The sequence below is a fragment of the Nocardioides ganghwensis genome (genome assembly GCF_014779655.1).
Lineage (GTDB): Bacteria > Actinomycetota > Actinomycetes > Propionibacteriales > Nocardioidaceae > Nocardioides > Nocardioides ganghwensis.
The window spans coordinates 19,750-35,172 of sequence record NZ_JACXYX010000001.1 but is presented as its reverse complement, the minus strand read 5'-3'; the positions used below and the strand labels follow the sequence as shown (position 1 = coordinate 35,172).

Here is a 15,423-nt window from a genome sequence, read left to right as displayed (position 1 = left end):
GGGAACGATGACCGACCACGAGCTGAGCCCGATGCCCGAGCCCTACGCCGAGGAGCCCCAGCTGGTGCCCGGCGGGGTGGACGCGATCCACGACGACCCGGCCGACAACGGCCTGGCCCGCGACCTCGACCCCGATGACAACCCCGCCGTCGACGACGTCCTCCCCGACGCGGTCTCCGAGCCGGACGACAAGTCGCAGGCGCCGGAGGGCGAGGCCGACGACCAGGAGTCCGGCACGACCGACGAGTCCGGCGACGGGCCCTCCGCGGGCCAGGAGGCCGAGGACGGGTCGCCGGAGCCGCCGGCCTGAGACGTTCGTCGGGAGTCGCGGGACCCGGCGACTCCCGGCGATCGTGGAAGATCCGAGCCACATGCTGGCCCAGATCCTCCACGATCACGCGGCGACGGCCAGCACGCAGCCGCTCCCGCAGGGCGTGGCAGCGGGCCAGCCGTCGCGTTCGAGCAGCAACGACAGCTTCGCCGCGGTCGAGCACGGTCGTCCGACGACCTGGCCCCAGGTGAGGCGTACGGCGTCCAGCCCCACGATCGCCGCGTCGAGGTCCCGCTCGAAGTCCTTGTCCCGCTGCTCCGCGGTGTCGTGCCACAGCCGGCCGTCGAGCTCGATGACGCGCTCGCCGATGACCGCGTCGCGGTAGACGATGCCGGTCGCCGTCCCGGCTCGTCGCTGGCGATCAGCACGAGGGAGATCGTGAGGGCGCTCCACCCGGTCGACGTAGGCGTGCTCCAGGACCGAGCACGTCCCGTCGGCCACGTCGCGCAGGACGGCGTCGAGGAAGTCGCGACGGGGCGCCCGCTTGCGTGACGCCAGCGAGCGCTGCATGCGGACGGCAGTCGTGTGTCGGCCCTGCACCGCGCGCGCGATCGCCCCCACCGCCGCGAGGTCGCCATCGCTCCCGAGAGCCACGTCGAGCGCGGCCTCGTCGTAGCGCAGCCGCGGCGGGCCGAGGTTCCACTGGACGCGGTCGTGCAGCAGGAACGTGCGGGTCACCGCGATGCCCGGCGGCGCCACCACGCGCCGACTGCGGGGCACGACCACCTGGATCGGTCCGTTGTCCGCGCCGGGGCGCCCTGGGCCGTCGGCGGCTCGCATCGCGGAGGCACCGGCGAGGGCCGCGCCCAGGGAGGCGCCGGCGACACCGCGCGGACTCGCGCAGGCCAGCACCGCACCCCATGCTCGCTGCACCCAGGACGGCTCGCCCGTGTGGGAGACGTACACGCCGGGAAGGAGCGGAGCGAGGTCACGACGGCGTACCAGCCGACGCAGGTCGTGGGGGTGCAGGCCGGCGTGCAGGGCCTGGGCCCGGGAGACGACACCGTCCTGCGCGAGGAGCAGGCGATCGAGATCGGTCACCCGATCCACGATCGCGTGGTGCACGCCGTTGCACGATCCCCTCGGGACGATCTGTGGACAACGCGATCGTGGAGGATCCGAGTCACCTGGTGGCTCGGACCTTCCATGATCTTCCTGGAGTCGCCGGTCAACCGGTGACTCCCGCGCAAGCGCCAGGCGTCACCCGCAGGCGGGGGCCGGGGGCAGCGGAGCCGGTACGCCGACCGCGGGCATGCCGAGCCCGACCGAGGCGGCCGCGGGCGGGGCGGACGTACGCCGCTCCCAGGCGTCGCCGGCGCGGGTGCGGCGTACGGACCGGATCGCGCCGTCGGCCACGAGGTGGTGGGGGGCGGCGTAGGTGATCTCGACGGTGACCATGTCACCGGGGCGCACGGAGTCGGCGTCGACCGCGGAGAAGTCGGCGGCGAAGTGCACGAGCCGGTTGTCGCGCGCGCGGCCCGACAGGCGCTTGGTCGCGGTGTCCTTGCGGCCCTCGCCCTCGGCGACCATCAGCTCGACGGTGCGCCCGACGAGCGCCTTGTTCTCCGACCAGGCGACGTCCTCGACGACCTCGACGAGGCGCTGGTAGCGGTCCTTGACGACGTCGGCCGGCACCTGGTCCTCGAGCACCGCGGCGGGGGTGCCGGGGCGCTTGGAGTACTGGAAGGTGAAGGCCGCCGAGAAGCGCGCGGCGCGCACGACGTCGAGGGTGGCCTGGAAGTCCTCCTCGGTCTCGCCGGGGAAGCCGACGATGATGTCGGTGGTGATCGCGGCGTCGGGGATCGCGGCGCGCACGCGCTCGATGATCCCGAGGTACTTGGACTGGCGGTAGGACCGGCGCATGTCGCGCAGCACCTTGTCGGAGCCGGACTGCAGCGGCATGTGGAGCGACGGCATCACGTTGGGCGTCTCGGCCATCGCCTCGATGACGTCGTCGGTGAACTCGGCCGGGTGCGGCGAGGTGAAGCGCACCCGCTCGAGGCCCTCGATCCCGCCGCAGGCGCGCAGCAGCTTGGAGAAGGCCTGGCGGTCGCCGAACTCCACGCCGTAGGCGTTGACGTTCTGGCCGAGCAGGGTGATCTCCGTGACGCCCTCGGCGACCAGCGCCTCGACCTCGGCGAGGATCTCGCCGGGACGGCGGTCCTTCTCCTTGCCCCGCAGCGCCGGGACGATGCAGAAGGTGCACGTGTTGTTGCACCCGACCGAGATGGAGACCCACGCGGCGTACGCCGACTCGCGCTTGGTGGGCAGGGTCGAGGGGAAGACCGAGAGCGACTCCAGGATCTCGACCTGGGCCTCCTCCTGGACGCGGGCCCGCTCGAGCAGCACCGGGAGCGAGCCGATGTTGTGGGTGCCGAAGACGACGTCGACCCACGGCGCTCGCTTCGTGATGGTGTCGCGGTCCTTCTGCGCCAGGCAGCCGCCGACGGCGATCTGCATGCCCGGCTTCTGCGCCTTCACCGGCGCGAGGTGGCCGAGGTTGCCGTAGAGCTTGTTGTCGGCGTTCTCCCGCACGGCGCAGGTGTTGAAGACGACGACATCAGGATGGCCGGCCTGCTCGTCGGCACCGTCCCCGTCGAAGCGGACGTAGCCGGCGTCCTCCAGCAGGCCGCTGAGCCGCTCGGAGTCGTGGACGTTCATCTGGCACCCGTGGGTCTTGACCTCGTAGGTGCGCGCGGCCTCTGGGGCGGCGTCCGTGGCGACGTCTGGGGTGGCAACCGGTGCAGTGCTCATAGCGGGTCCAGCGTACGGCGGCGCGAGGCGCTCGACCGCATCGCGCCCGGAGCACACGTCTAGACCATTGCACGTAGTCCGGATGGGCCATTTCTCCGGAATGGCCACATTCTTTGCCGAATGTTGCTCAAGATCCTTACGTCAGATACACAGTGCGGTAACACCGAGCGTTCCTCCCCCACAGGAGCGCGGTGTCACCCACCGGCCCCGGGGAGCCCCCAGTGCAGCTCGAGCAGCAGGTCGATCGATCCAAGTCCGTGCGCACGGCACTGGTGATCGGCCTGCTCGTTACCGTCCTGTTGCTCGCGCTGCTCCCCTCCGACGTCCACGCCGCCGGCAAGAAGGGCGGCAAGCAGACGACCCGCACCGGCTCGGTCCGCGCCACGCTGACCTCGCTCCCCCCGATCGTGCAGCCCGGGACGTCACCGGCCGGCCCGCAGGACACCGGCAGCCTGGTGGCCACGTTCAGCCCGGCCTCGCCCGGCCAGACCGTCACGCTCGAGCGCCGCACCCGCCAGGGCTGGAAGGTCGTCGCCACCGCCCGTGAGGACGCGTGGGGCGCCGCCGCCTTCGCCCCCCGCGCCGGCACCTACCGTGCGACCACCACCTCCCGCGGTCGCACCTGGGCCACCCGTACGGTGACCACGTCGCGCTGGACGCCCGCCTTCGAGGACACCTTCTCCGGCACCGACCTCGACCTCTCGGTGTGGAACGACCAGAAGCGCGAGCACGAGAGCGTGTACGCCCCGCGCACCTGCGCCCGCGTCGACCCCTCGGCCCGCCGCGTCGACGGTGGCGTGCTGCACCTCGGCGTCGCCCTCGACCCCGCCCGCTCCGGCCTGCCGTGCTCCTACACGCACCCCCGCGCCTCCGGCACCAGCCCCTACCTGCTCAACAGCCAGGTGGCGACCGAGCACACCCGCGCGTTCCGCCACGGCATCGTGGCCGCCCGCATCAAGCCGCAGCGCGCGAAGGGGATGCACTCGGGCTTCTGGCTGCTCCCGCAGGGCACGAAGTACGTCGACGGCGTCCCCGCCGGCGGCACCGAGATCGACGTGATGGAGTTCTTCGGCGAGAACGGCCGCGGCACCGAGACCGTCGGGTCCCACATCCACTACTACGAGGCCGGCTGGAACAAGGTCAGCCTCGGCGACATGTTCCCCACCCTGCGGCGCTCGCTGGGGGCGAAGCGGTCCTGGTGGGAGGAGTTCCACGTGTTCTCCGTCGAGTGGACGCCGCGCGAGTACATCTTCCGCATCGACGGCCGCGAGTACTACCGCGAGGCCAAGGCCGTCTCGCAGGCCCCGCAGTACCTCGTGCTGTCCAACCTCACCTCCGACTACGAGCTCGGCGAGCTGACCGCGGACGAGCTCGGCGACACCGCGCAGGTCGACTGGGTGCGGGTCTTCGACGCCACGTCCCACCAGACCTCGCGCGTCACCAGCGGTCGCAAGGCGTCCTGACGCCGTCCCCCCGGCCCCCGGCCTAGGCTCGCCGCCATGCCTCGCCTGCACGCCCTCGAGCTGCTGCCCGACGAGGCCGGGTGCGAGCTCGTACGCCGGCAGTGGCAGGCCCTGCGCGACGCCGGGCTGCCCTCCCAGCTCGACCACCGCGGCGTCACCAACAGCCCGCACGTCACGGTCCTCGCCGCTCCCTCGATCGGGCCCGAGGACGAGCACCGCGCCCGCGAGCTCGTCGCCCCGCTGCTGCCGGTCGCCGTACGTCCCTCGGGCGTCGCACTGCTCGGCGGCAGCCGCGTCACGCTCGTACGCCTCGTCGACGTGCCCGACGAAATCGTGCGCGCGGTTCTCGAGCTGCGCTCCCACGTGCCAGGGGTGCAGCACGCAGGATGGCTGCCCCACGTCACCCTCGCGCGGCGCGTGCCGCGCGCCGACGTGGCCGCCGCGCTGGACGCCGTCGGGCACGAGGACGCGGTGCTGACCCTCACCGAGCTGCGCCGCTGGGACCCCGAGGCGGGAATCGTCACCACTTTGTGATGGCCCCGACGGGCCGTGGACGATGGCCCGACAGGGCCACGTGCCGATAGGTTGCGGCCATGACCGCGCAGGAAACGGCCCCCGTCAGCGCCGGCCGGGGCGAGCCCCTCGTCGTGCTGAGCGGCGTCCAGAAGCACTTCGGGCAGCTCCACGCACTCAAGGACATCGACCTCACCGTCACCCGCGGCGAGGTCGTGGTGGTGATCGGACCGTCCGGGTCCGGGAAGTCCACGCTCTGCCGCACGATCAACCGGCTCGAGACGATCGACGAGGGCACCATCACCCTCGACGGCCAGCCACTGCCTGCCGAGGGCAAGGAGCTCGCCGCCCTGCGGGCCGAGGTCGGCATGGTCTTCCAGAGCTTCAACCTCTTCGCCCACAAGACGATCCTCGAGAACGTCACGCTCGGCCCGATCAAGGTCCGGGGCATGAAGAAGGAGGCCGCGGAGAAGAAGGCGCGCGAGCTGCTCGAGCGCGTCGGGGTCGGCCACCAGGCCGAGAAGTACCCCGCGCAGCTCTCCGGCGGCCAGCAGCAGCGCGTGGCCATCGCCCGCGCACTCGCCATGGAGCCCAAGGTGATGCTCTTCGACGAGCCCACCTCCGCGCTCGACCCGGAGATGATCAAGGAGGTCCTCGACGTCATGGTCGACCTGGCCGAGCAGGGCATGACGATGATCGTCGTGACCCACGAGATGGGCTTCGCCCGGACGGCTGCCGACCGCGTGGTCTTCATGGCCGACGGCGCCATCGTCGAGGAGAACACCCCCGAGGAGTTCTTCACCAACCCCAGCTCGGACCGCGCCAAGGACTTCCTCGGCAAGATCCTCAAGCACTGACGCACTGATCCATCCACCCAACGGGGGCCGGAACCTCTTCGGCTCAGGACAGAAGGAGACGCAATGCGATTCACCAGGACCAAGGCGATCATCGCCGCCACGGGTTTGGCCCTGTCGCTGGCAGCCTGCGGCGGCGACGACGAGACGCCTGAGGTCGAGGTGGCGAGCGACACCGACTTCGAGGCCGGCACGACAATGGCCGAGATCGCGGAGGCCGGCACCGTCACCGTCGGCACCAAGTTCGACCAGCCGGGCTTCGGCCTGCAGAACCTCGAGGGCGAGCCCGAGGGCTTCGACGTGGAGGTCGCGAAGATCATCGCCGGCGCCATGGGCATCGCTCCCGAGGACATCGAGTGGAAGGAGAGCACCTCCGACATTCGCGAGCAGGTGATCGAGGACGGGGAGGTCGACTTCGTCGTCGCCACCTACACGATCAACGACGAGCGCAAGGAGCGGATCACCTTCGCCGGTCCCTACTACGAGGCCGGCCAGATGCTGATGGTCGCCGAGGACAACGACTCCATCGAGGGTCCCGAGGACCTCGCGGACAACCCCGACGCCAAGGTCTGCTCGGTCACCGGGTCCACGCCGTCGGAGAACATCAAGGAGTATCTCGCCAGCGAGGACCAGCTCGTGTTGTTCGACGTCTACGACAAGTGCGCCGACGCCCTCGACAACGGCCAGGTCGACGTCGTCACCACCGACAACGTCATCCTCCTCGGCTTCGTCGACGAGTCCGAGGGTGCGTTCAAGCTCGTGGGTGAGCAGTTCACCGAGGAGCCCTACGGCATCGGCATCGAGAAGGGTGACGTCGAGTTCTGCGAGTTCATCAACGAGACGCTCGCCGAGAACGAGGACGCCTACCTCGAGGCCTGGGAGGCCACGGCAGGTCAGGTCGAGGGCACCGAGACGCCCGAGCTGCCCGAGCCCGACGCCTGCGCGTGACCCATCCACGGTGTGCCGGGGCGGAGGTCTCCGCCCCGGCACCCGTTCGACGTAGAAGGACCTGACGTGGACGCCGTCTTCAACAACATGGACCTCTTCTGGTCCGGGTTCCTGAGGTCGCTCGGGATCTGCCTGTGGGGCATGGTGGGATCGCTGATCCTCGGGACGTTCATCGCGGCCTGCCGGGTCTCCCCGATCCCCTCGCTGCGCTGGTTCGGCACCTCGTGGGTCACCCTGGTCCGCAACTGCCCGCTCACCGTGGTGCTCTTCTTCATGGCCTTCGGCCTGCCGGAGATCGGCATCAACCAGTCCTACTACGTCTTCGGTGTCTCGGCGCTGGTGATCTACACGAGCGCGTTCGTCTGCGAGGCGATCCGCTCGGGCATCAACTCCGTCTCGGCCGGTCAGGCCGAGGCCGCCCGCTCGATCGGCCTGACCTTCAGCCAGTCGCTCACCCAGGTCGTCATGCCCCAGGCGTTCCGCAGCATCGTCCCGCCGCTGGGCAGCGTCATCATTGCGATGTTCAAGAACTCCGCAGTCGTGGGCGCGTTCGGCGTCGGCGGCGACCTCTGGTCGGTCTACAAGAACCTCACGAGTGCGCAGGGCTACGACGGCCTGCCGGTCATCACCGGGGTGGCCGTCGGATATCTGTGCATCACCCTCCCGGCCGCGGCCTTCCTTGCCTACACCGAGCGAAAGGTGGCGATCGCGCGATGAGCAACGTCCTCTACGACGAGCCCGGGCCCAAGGCGCGCCGCCGCGCCGCCATCGGCACGGTCGTCGCCGCCGTCATCCTCCTCGGGCTCACCGGCCTGGCCGTGTGGCGACTGGCCGACCGTGGTCAGTTCGACTCCGAGCTCTGGTCACCGCTGATCAACCCCAGCGACGACAACTTCGTGCTCGTCTGGCGCCTGCTGGCCAAGGGACTGCAGGCGACCCTCACGGCGGCCGTGCTGGCGATCTCCCTCTCCCTCGTCATCGGGACCCTCCTCGGAGTGGCCCGGATGATGCTGGGCAGGGCCGGCCGCATCCCTGTCGTCGCCGTGATCGAGCTCTTCCGGGGACTGCCCGTGATCATCTCGATCTTCTACGTCTACATCCTGGTCCGGTCGACGGGGATCGACATCTCGTTCCTGCCCGGCAGCGACGGCCTCTGGTTCCTCGTGATCGGCCTGACGCTCTACAACTCGGTGATCATCGCCGAGATCGTGCGCGCCGGGGTCAACTCGCTCCCCCGCGGCCAGAGCGAGGCCGCGCTGGCCGTCGGCATGACCCGGTGGAAGTCGATGAAGAACGTCGAGCTGCCGCAGGCCTTCCGGACCATGCTCCCGGCGCTGATCAGCCAGCTGGTCGTGATCCTCAAGGACACCTCGCTGGTGGCCGTGCTGGGGCTCTACACCGAGCTGCTCCGTCGCGGCAATCTGATCTCGCTCAACCTCGACAACCCCATCCAGGTGCTCTTCGTGGTCGGCCTGATCTTCATCGTCATCAACTATGCGCTGTCGAAGCTCGCCGAGTACGTCGAGCGCAGGCTGTCCACCCGCGGCCAGTCGACCGGCGTACGGCTCAATGCGGGCGCCGCAGCGGCCTGACATCCAAACTCATTCAGAAGAGTCGGACCAGCAGCAGCGTGATGGCAACGCCCCAGATGATGAGGCCAACCGTTGGCACGGCCATCATCACCAGGCCGGTCGGCGAGAAGCTCAGCCACTTGTTCTGGGGATCTCCGCCGGCAGAGCCCACGATGCGCTGCCCGCCGTGCCACGCGATGTGCTCCTCGAATCGGACCACCGTGGCCTTGCGAGCCTGAAGGTACTTCCGGCCGAAGTACAGCGTGATCAAGAACGCCAGTGACGACGTCGCACCGAGCGTGCTCACACCCAGCGTCAGCGCTCGACGGGCGGCGGCGTCCTTCACCACGTCACCGAGCATGAAGGCGAACGCCGCAGCGAGGCCCGTGGTGATGTAGAAGAAGTTGTTGAGCTTCTGCCAGTTGAGCAGGTCCTCGTGCTTGTAAAGGTCGATCGCCGTGCCGTACTGACCCATCAGGACGTCGAGCCGTGCTTCCCGCAGCACGAAGACCAACCGTGGCCTCCCGTCAGGCGGGGTCAGCGAGGTGAGCTCCTCGAACCCCAGCTTGCGATGGAAGCTGTTGGACGCTTCGTTGCGGGGCTCGTTCACCACGGCCGCGACCACTGGTTCGCGAGGTCGATCGACCAGCAGCTCGTGGTAGAGCCGGGACCCCACACCCTGGCGGGCATGTGACCGTGCCACGCAAACCTGCTTGATCACGGTGAAGGCGCCCAGCGTGGCCAACACCCTGCGATTCAACCACTCGTCGCCCCGCAGCTGCTCGGACGTGTAGGCCATCAGGAAGCCGACGATGGTGCCGTCGTCGGTCGCGACGTAGAAGAAGCGGCTCTCGACGATCCGGTGCTCGTACTCACTGCGTTCGAGGTCCGACACCAGGAAGCCGCCCGCTGCGCCCTCAGCCGCCTCGATCGCAGCCAGTGATCGCGAAGCAGCCAGATCGACGATCGCATCGACGTCCTCCAACGTTGCCGGGCGAATGTCGATACCCATGTTCTCCCTCTGCGCTGTGTGACGGACGCTCAGGCTACCGTCGCTCGGAACGCGGCGGACCGGATCTCGGCACCTCGTGGCACGCCTGTCCGCCGACGTCCGTCAGGGCCTCTTCGGGCTCACCCAGAGCCGGATCTCGCCCTCGACCACGACGGTGCCGTCGGTGCGTACGCCTCGCACGCGCACTGGCAGGTCGTAGCCGTCACCGACCTCGGCGGTCCACTGCTCCGGGGCGGTCTCGGCGATGCAGGTGATGTCGGAGCTGGCCTTGGCGGTGTAGGCGACCTCCATCCCCTTGGGGATCCAGCGCCGGTCGCGCGGGATCGTCGACTCGGCGAGCGCACCCATCGCCGCCTCGAGCCCGTTGCAGAGCGCGATGGCGTGCACCGTGCCGATGTGGTTGTGCACGCGGCGCCGCTTGGGGATCACCAGCTCGGCGTGGTCGGGCTCGATCACGGTGAAACGCGGCCGGATCGTGGCGAAGTAGGGCGCCTTCTGGCTGAAGGCGAGCGAGAAGACCCGGTTGCCCAGGGGCAGCGCGGAGGTCTTCCTCCAGAGGTCGAGGACGGCAGGCATGCGGCGATATTACTGCTGAGTAACCAGCCACGCCAGAATCCGGTCGGCCGTCTCGCCCGCCGGGAGGTCGGTGTTGTCGACGACCAGGTGCGGCCACCGCGCGAGCAGGCGCTCGCCCGGTGCGTCCCGACCCGGGACGGAGCTCATCCGGTAGTCGGCCTCCATCCCGCGGACGTTGGCGTCGGACCACTCCAGGTCGCGCTTCGACTTCTTCTCGGCCAGGCGGTGCTCGGTGCGGTTCCGCTCCAGCCGGGTGTCGAGGCCCGCCACCAGCTCGACGACCGCGACCCGGTCGCCGTACGGCGCCACGAGGTCCGCGAGCCACTCGGTCTCCTCGGCGAGGTCGAGGTCCCAGACGAACGTGAACACGAGGTCGGTGCCCGCCTCGGCCGCCTCCTCGATGATGCGGCGGCGGAACTCGCTGTTGAGCGTCCTGAACGGCGGCGTGCCGTAGTCGAAGACGTCCAGCAGCAGCTCGATCGTGTGGTGGTTGTGGAAGAGCCGGAAGGTCGAGCGGTCCGCGACCGCCCGACCGACCGTCATCTTGCCCACGGCCGGAGGTCCGATGATCAGCAGCAGTCGCACCGGGCCGATCGTGCCGCAACCCCCTGCGTCCCGCACCCCGATTGTCAGGTCGCGTCCTGGCCGTCGCCGCCGGACAGGTGCAGGTGGGTGTCGGCCACCGCGTCCGCGAGGGCGCTGTCGTGGGTCACCACCAGCAGCGCCGCGTCGTCGTCCAGCCCGCGTACGAGCGCGTCGATGGTCGTCTCCTGGGTGAGCAGGTCGAGCCGCGAGGTCGCCTCGTCGGCCAGCACCAGCCGGGGCCGGGCGAGCAGCATCCGCGCGATCGCGACGCGCTGGAGCTCCCCGCCGGAGACCTCCGCCGGACGCCGGGTGAGCAGCTCGGGGGCCAGCCGCAGGTCCGCGACCAGCTGGTCGAGCCTGCGTGGGTCGGCCCCGTGCCGCTTGACCACGTCGCGCAGGCCGACCTCGATCGGCACCAGCGTGGGGAACGACAGCGCCGGGTCCTGGTAGAGCTTCTGCACCCGCCCGCGCAGGGAGTCGTGGTGGACGACCCGCCCGGCGTCCGGCGCGACGATCCGCAGGAGGGCACCGCCGAGCGTGGTCTTGCCGACGCCGCTCGGACCGCTCAGCGCGACCCGCTCGCCGGGGCGTACGCGCACGTCGAGGTCGGCGAAGAGCTGCTGCGAGCCGTACGCCTTGGCCAGGCCGGTCGCCTCCACCAGCGGCTCCGCGGTGGTCTCCCACCCCGTCCGTTGCCAAGGGTGCCGCCACCGCTCCGGCGCGGCGGCGACGAGGCGACGCGTGTAGTCGTGCCGCGGCCGCTCCAGCACCTGCGCCGCCTCGCCCGACTCGAGCACCTCGGCGTCGCGCATGACCGCGACCTCCCCGCCCAGGGCGGCGGCAAGGCGCAGGTCGTGGGTGATGGTGAGCAGCAGGCCGCCGTCGACGACGTGGCGCAGCAGCAGCTCGGCGAGCCGGTCGACGGATGCCGGGTCCAGACCCTTGGAGGGCTCGTCGACGACGAGCACCCGCGCACCGCCGACGGTCGCCGCGGCGTACGCCACGCGCTGGGCCATGCCGCCCGAGAGCGTGTGCGGGAAGGTGCGCGAGGCCCCGGGGAGCCCGACGCTCGCGAGGGCGGCGGCCGCCCGGGTCCGGGCGGTCTCCCGCGTCGCGCCGAGCACCCCCTCCGCGACCTGGCGCCCGACCCGCATCGTCGGGTCGAGCGCGAGCGCCGGCTCCTGCGGGAGCATGGCGACCTCGCTCCCCCACAGTGCGCGCCGGTTGCCGCGCTCGGCGAGCGGCAGCAGGCGTCCGCCGATGTCGACCTTGCCGTCGACCTCGAGCGTGGACGCGAGCGTGCCCATCAGGGCGTGCGCCAGCAGCGACTTGCCCGACCCGCTCTCGCCGACGATCGTGACCGGTCGGTCGGGCCCGACCCGCAGGTGGGGGACGTCGACGAGCCTCCGTCCGGCGTGCGTGACGACCACGTCGTGCATCTCGAGCGCCGTCATGGCGTGACCTCCTTGTGGCGCAGGCCGAGGAAGCCCGCGGTGAGCAGGAACAGCACGGCGACCGGGGCGAGCGAGAGCCACGGCGCCACGTCGTGGAACGGGAACGCCTCGGTGACCATCAGGCCCAGCTCGGCGCGCGGCGGCTGGAGCCCGACCTTGACGAAGCCGAGCGTCGACATGGCCAGGATCGAGGTCACCATGCCGAGGGAGGCGAGGGTCAGCAGGAGCGGGCGTACGGCCGGCCACAGGTGGCGCGCGACCACGTGCACCCAACCGAGGCCGAGGAGCCGGGCGGCCTCGACCGCGGGGCTGCCCAGGACCAGCGCCGCGCGGGCACGGACGACCCGGAAGTACTCCACCCACTGCACCAGCGCGAGCCCGACGTACAGCGTCAGCAGGGACCCGCTCTCCGACAGCGCGGAGAACAGCAGCACGACCAGGAGCGCCGGGATGGCGACGAAGGCCTCGGAGACCGCGCGGAGCACGGCGTCGATCCAGCTGCCGCGCCACGCGGCGAGGACGCCGCTCGCGGTGCCGAGGACCAGCGCCGTGGCGACGCAGACCAGGCCGAGGAGCAGGGAGAGTCGGGTGGCGTGGGCCAGCCGCGCGAGCACGCTGCGGCCGTACTCGTCGCGGCCCAGCGGCTCCGCCAGCGAGGGGGCCTCGAGGTAGCGGCCGAGGTCCTGCGCGCCGGGGTCGGCCAGCACCAGCGGGCCGACCAGCGCGAAGGCCGCGAGCGCACCGAGGACGACGATCGCGAGGATCCGGCCCGGTCCCCCGCGCCGGGAGTCGGCGACGGTGACGTCCGGGAGGACGGCGGGGGTCGGCGTCGCGCTCATGCGCCCACCGCCACTCCGCGGGGGCGCGGGTCGAGCCACAGCACCACGAGGTCGACCAGCGTGTTGACCGCCACGACCAGGAGGGCCAGGACGAGCGCCGCGGCCTGGAGCACCGGCACGTCGCGCCAGAAGACCGCGTGCACCAGCGCGTGGCCCAGGCCCTGCCAGCCGAAGAGGCTCTCGACCACCACGACCCCCTCGACGAGGACGACCGCCTGCACCCCGACGTACGGCACGAGCACGACGCCGGCGTTGCGGAGCACGTGGCGGACCAGGACCACCCGGTCCGAGAGACCCTTGGTGCGGGCGAAGCGCACGTGCTCGGAGCGCTGCACCTCCACGACGGCGTCGCGGGTGACGCGGGCGAAGAGCCCGGAGAGCCCGATGGCGATCGTCGCGGCCGGCAGGACGATGGTGGTGGAGGAGCCGTGGCCGACCGTGGGCAGCCAGCCCAAGTGCACGGAGAAGAGCAGCACCAGCGCGAGCCCGAGCAGGAACGGAGGCAGGGCGCGTACGCCGGCCACCCACGTGTCGACCGCACGGTCGACCAGCCCGTCCGGGCGTCGTGCCGCAAGCGTGCCGAGCACACCGCCGAGGGCCACGGCCAGCAGGAGCGCGAGGCCGGCGAGCTGGAGCGTCCCGAGGAGGTAGTAGCCGACCTCCTCGCGCACGGGAGCGGACGTCACGAGCGACGTGCCGAGGTCGCCGCGGACGAGCGCGGCCAGCCAGTCGGCGAGCTGCTGCCAGGCCGGGCGGTCGAGGCCGAGCTCGCTGCGCACGGCGGCCGCGGCCTCCGCGTCGACGAGGTCGTAGCCGTAGCGCCCCGCGGCGATCCGCAGCGCCGCGTCGCCGGGGAGCTGGCGCACGACGAGGAAGCACAGGGTCGCCACGAGCACCGCGACACCGATGCCCTGCGCGCCGCGTCGCAGCAGCACGGCGCCGAGGCGGGACGTGGACGCCCCGCTCACGAGGCCCACGTCGCCTGCGAGAGGTGCCAGGTCCGCTCGAGCGGGTCCATGACGAAGCCGTCGACGTGGCCGGAGACGGCGGCGTTCATCCGGTACCACGCGACCGGGATGAGCGGCAGCTCCTCCTGCGCGGCGGTGGCGATGGTGGCCCGGTCCTGCTCGGCCTCGTCCTCGTCGGCGCCGGCCTCGAGGTCCGCGATCGCCCGGGCGACGTCGTCGTTGCGCCACTCCATGACGCCCCACTCGGAGCCCTCCTCGGCGAAGGTCTCGGCGACGGTGGGCAGCGGGTCGGTCACGAGGGCGAGGTGCTTGGCCAGCAGCCCGAGCTGGAGGCTGCCGTCGGCGTGGCGGGCCGGGATCTCGCTGGAGTTGGTGACGTCGACCCGGACGGCCACGCCGACGTCCTCGAGCGAGGCCTGGATCGCGGTGGCGAGGGCCGGGAGCTCCGGACGGTCGGGGTAGGTCGTCAGCGTGAGCTCCAGCGGCTGCCCGCCCTTGGTCCGTACGCCGTCGGGCCCGGCGGTCCACCCCGCCTCGTCGAGCAGGGCCGCCGCCGCCTCGGTGTCGTGCTCGAGCGGCTCGAGGTCGGGCTGGTTCCAGGCGGTGAGGGACGGCGGGAAGAGCTGGGTGGCGGCGAGGTCGGGCTCGCGGAGCACGGCGTCGGCCATCGACTCACGGTCGAGGGCGAGGCTGAGCGCCTGCCGCACGCGGACGTCCTCGAGGACCGGATCCTCGACGTTGACCTTCATCATCAGGCTGCGCGGCTGGAGGCTGGAGACCATCTCGGCGGTGTCGCTGCCGTCGACCCGCTCGCGCCCGGCGGGCTCGAGGCCGAAGACGACGTCGGCCTGGTCGCTGACGGCCATCAGCGCCCGCGACTCCGCGCGGGCGACGGTCTGGAAGCTGACCTGCTCGATGGCGGGCGCCTCGCCGCGGAAGTCCTCGAAGCGCGTCACCTCGACGCGGGCCGGCAGCTCGACGTCCTCGATCTCGTACGGACCGGTGCCGATCACCTCGGTCACCCGGCCGCCGTCCCACGACGCCGGCGCGAGCACCGCGGTGCTGTAGTGCGTCAGCGTCGCGGGCAGCGACGGGTACTGCTGGTCGAGCTCGATGCGCACGGCGTCGCCGGCGGCGGCGATGCGCTCGACCGGCGCCGCCGCGAGGGGGCTGGCCGACTCCTCGTACGCCGCCTGCAGCGAGGCGGCGACGGCGTCGGCGGTCACCGGGGTGCCGTCGTGGAAGGTCGCGTCGGCGGGCAGGTCGAAGGTCCACTCCCGGCCGTCGGCGGAGTCGGTCCACGAGGGCGACAGGCCGGGCTGGAGCTCGCCCTCGAGGTCGCTGCTCACCAGCGTCTCGGCGACCTCGAGCCGGGTGAACAGCCCGCTGCTCTCGACGGGCGCCACGCTGTGCACCTCGAACGGTCCGACGACCCGGAGCGCGTCCCGGTCGTGCGGGTGACCGGCGCTCCCCCCTTCGGCGGCGGGTGCGGTGCACCCGGATCCGGCGATCACCGTGGCGACCGCGACCGCCAGCATCCTGAACGACCTCATGG

At 71.4% G+C, this 15,423-nt stretch carries 16 protein-coding genes; 7 read left to right on the top strand and 9 right to left on the bottom strand.

Annotated features, from left to right (window positions below; genetic code table 11):
- Window positions 1-7 precede the first annotated feature (7 nt).
- Window positions 8-310 carry a hypothetical protein gene (locus tag IEZ24_RS00175; RefSeq protein WP_129455317.1) on the top strand — a complete coding sequence of 101 codons (303 nt, stop codon included), beginning with the start codon at window positions 8-10 and terminating at the stop codon, window positions 308-310.
- Window positions 311-394: 84 nt separating this feature from the next.
- Here IEZ24_RS00175 and IEZ24_RS00170 read toward each other — a convergent pair whose 3' ends face one another.
- On the bottom strand, window positions 395-1,372 hold the full coding sequence (locus IEZ24_RS00170) for a type IV toxin-antitoxin system AbiEi family antitoxin domain-containing protein (RefSeq protein WP_129455318.1): 978 nt from the start codon (window positions 1,370-1,372) through the stop codon (window positions 395-397).
- Between the two features lie 159 nt (window positions 1,373-1,531).
- Window positions 1,532-3,085, bottom strand: coding sequence for a tRNA (N6-isopentenyl adenosine(37)-C2)-methylthiotransferase MiaB (miaB, locus tag IEZ24_RS00165; protein ID WP_129455319.1), 1,554 nt, complete (start codon window positions 3,083-3,085; stop codon window positions 1,532-1,534).
- Between the two features lie 221 nt (window positions 3,086-3,306).
- On the opposite strand from miaB, the gene IEZ24_RS00160 reads away from it, so the two are divergent.
- The 6 genes from IEZ24_RS00160 (at window position 3,307) to IEZ24_RS00135 (ending at window position 8,455) form a co-directional block, all read left to right on the top strand.
- The gene (locus tag IEZ24_RS00160) at window positions 3,307-4,548 is read left to right on the top strand and encodes a glycoside hydrolase family 16 protein (RefSeq protein ID WP_129455320.1); all 1,242 of its coding nucleotides are present in this window, start codon (window positions 3,307-3,309) and stop codon (window positions 4,546-4,548) included.
- Between the two features lie 36 nt (window positions 4,549-4,584).
- Window positions 4,585-5,082: a 2'-5' RNA ligase family protein gene (locus tag IEZ24_RS00155; RefSeq protein WP_129455321.1), complete on the top strand. Its 498-nt coding sequence runs from the start codon at window positions 4,585-4,587 to the stop codon at window positions 5,080-5,082.
- 59 nt (window positions 5,083-5,141) lie between these two features.
- Entirely contained in the window at window positions 5,142-5,918 is a 777-nt protein-coding gene (locus IEZ24_RS00150; protein WP_129455322.1) for an amino acid ABC transporter ATP-binding protein, read from the top strand.
- Between the two features lie 63 nt (window positions 5,919-5,981).
- Window positions 5,982-6,863 carry a glutamate ABC transporter substrate-binding protein gene (locus tag IEZ24_RS00145; RefSeq protein ID WP_129455323.1) on the top strand — a complete coding sequence of 294 codons (882 nt, stop codon included), beginning with the start codon at window positions 5,982-5,984 and terminating at the stop codon, window positions 6,861-6,863.
- A 66-nt stretch (window positions 6,864-6,929) separates the two neighbouring features.
- On the top strand, window positions 6,930-7,580 hold the full coding sequence (locus IEZ24_RS00140) for an amino acid ABC transporter permease (protein ID WP_207206820.1): 651 nt from the start codon (window positions 6,930-6,932) through the stop codon (window positions 7,578-7,580).
- Window positions 7,577-8,455 carry an amino acid ABC transporter permease gene (locus IEZ24_RS00135; RefSeq protein WP_129455324.1) on the top strand — a complete coding sequence of 293 codons (879 nt, stop codon included), beginning with the start codon at window positions 7,577-7,579 and terminating at the stop codon, window positions 8,453-8,455. Before IEZ24_RS00140 ends, IEZ24_RS00135 begins: the two co-directional genes overlap by 4 nt.
- A gap of 13 nt (window positions 8,456-8,468) precedes the next feature.
- On the opposite strand, the gene IEZ24_RS00130 is transcribed toward IEZ24_RS00135, so the two are convergent.
- From IEZ24_RS00130 to IEZ24_RS00100, 7 genes are all read right to left on the bottom strand, one after another.
- Window positions 8,469-9,446 carry a GNAT family N-acetyltransferase gene (locus IEZ24_RS00130; protein ID WP_129455325.1) on the bottom strand — a complete coding sequence of 326 codons (978 nt, stop codon included), beginning with the start codon at window positions 9,444-9,446 and terminating at the stop codon, window positions 8,469-8,471.
- Window positions 9,447-9,548: 102 nt separating this feature from the next.
- Entirely contained in the window at window positions 9,549-10,022 is a 474-nt protein-coding gene (locus IEZ24_RS00125) for a hotdog fold domain-containing protein (protein ID WP_129455326.1), read from the bottom strand.
- A 9-nt stretch (window positions 10,023-10,031) separates the two neighbouring features.
- Window positions 10,032-10,607, bottom strand: coding sequence for an ATP-binding protein (locus IEZ24_RS00120; protein WP_129455327.1), 576 nt, complete (start codon window positions 10,605-10,607; stop codon window positions 10,032-10,034).
- 44 nt (window positions 10,608-10,651) lie between these two features.
- Complete coding sequence (locus IEZ24_RS00115; RefSeq protein ID WP_129455328.1) at window positions 10,652-12,061, bottom strand: ABC transporter ATP-binding protein; 1,410 nt, start codon at window positions 12,059-12,061, stop codon at window positions 10,652-10,654.
- Window positions 12,058-12,900 (bottom strand): ABC transporter permease, encoded by an 843-nt coding sequence (locus tag IEZ24_RS00110; RefSeq protein WP_129455329.1) that lies wholly within the window; start codon window positions 12,898-12,900, stop codon window positions 12,058-12,060. Before IEZ24_RS00110 ends, IEZ24_RS00115 begins: the two co-directional genes overlap by 4 nt.
- A complete protein-coding gene (locus tag IEZ24_RS22165) occupies window positions 12,897-13,868 on the bottom strand; it encodes an ABC transporter permease (protein ID WP_129455330.1) in 972 nt (323 codons plus the stop codon). Before IEZ24_RS22165 ends, IEZ24_RS00110 begins: the two co-directional genes overlap by 4 nt.
- Window positions 13,865-15,421: an ABC transporter substrate-binding protein gene (locus tag IEZ24_RS00100; protein WP_129455331.1), complete on the bottom strand. Its 1,557-nt coding sequence runs from the start codon at window positions 15,419-15,421 to the stop codon at window positions 13,865-13,867. Before IEZ24_RS00100 ends, IEZ24_RS22165 begins: the two co-directional genes overlap by 4 nt.
- Window positions 15,422-15,423: the final 2 nt, after the last annotated feature.

Bases quoted from the DNA above. Each gene is read 5' to 3' on its own strand.
- IEZ24_RS00110 (WP_129455329.1), bottom strand. From the start codon at position 12,900: ATGAGCGCGACGCCGACCCCCGCCGTCCTCCCGGACGTCACCGTCGCC.
- IEZ24_RS00145 (WP_129455323.1), top strand. From the start codon at position 5,982: ATGCGATTCACCAGGACCAAGGCGATCATCGCCGCCACGGGTTTGGCC.
- IEZ24_RS00100 (WP_129455331.1), bottom strand. From the start codon at position 15,421: ATGAGGTCGTTCAGGATGCTGGCGGTCGCGGTCGCCACGGTGATCGCC.
- IEZ24_RS00115 (WP_129455328.1), bottom strand. From the start codon at position 12,061: ATGACGGCGCTCGAGATGCACGACGTGGTCGTCACGCACGCCGGACGG.
- IEZ24_RS00135 (WP_129455324.1), top strand. From the start codon at position 7,577: ATGAGCAACGTCCTCTACGACGAGCCCGGGCCCAAGGCGCGCCGCCGC.
- IEZ24_RS00130 (WP_129455325.1), bottom strand. From the start codon at position 9,446: ATGGGTATCGACATTCGCCCGGCAACGTTGGAGGACGTCGATGCGATC.
- IEZ24_RS00150 (WP_129455322.1), top strand. From the start codon at position 5,142: ATGACCGCGCAGGAAACGGCCCCCGTCAGCGCCGGCCGGGGCGAGCCC.
- miaB (WP_129455319.1), bottom strand. From the start codon at position 3,085: ATGAGCACTGCACCGGTTGCCACCCCAGACGTCGCCACGGACGCCGCC.
- IEZ24_RS00175 (WP_129455317.1), top strand. From the start codon at position 8: ATGACCGACCACGAGCTGAGCCCGATGCCCGAGCCCTACGCCGAGGAG.
- IEZ24_RS00125 (WP_129455326.1), bottom strand. From the start codon at position 10,022: ATGCCTGCCGTCCTCGACCTCTGGAGGAAGACCTCCGCGCTGCCCCTG.
- IEZ24_RS00155 (WP_129455321.1), top strand. From the start codon at position 4,585: ATGCCTCGCCTGCACGCCCTCGAGCTGCTGCCCGACGAGGCCGGGTGC.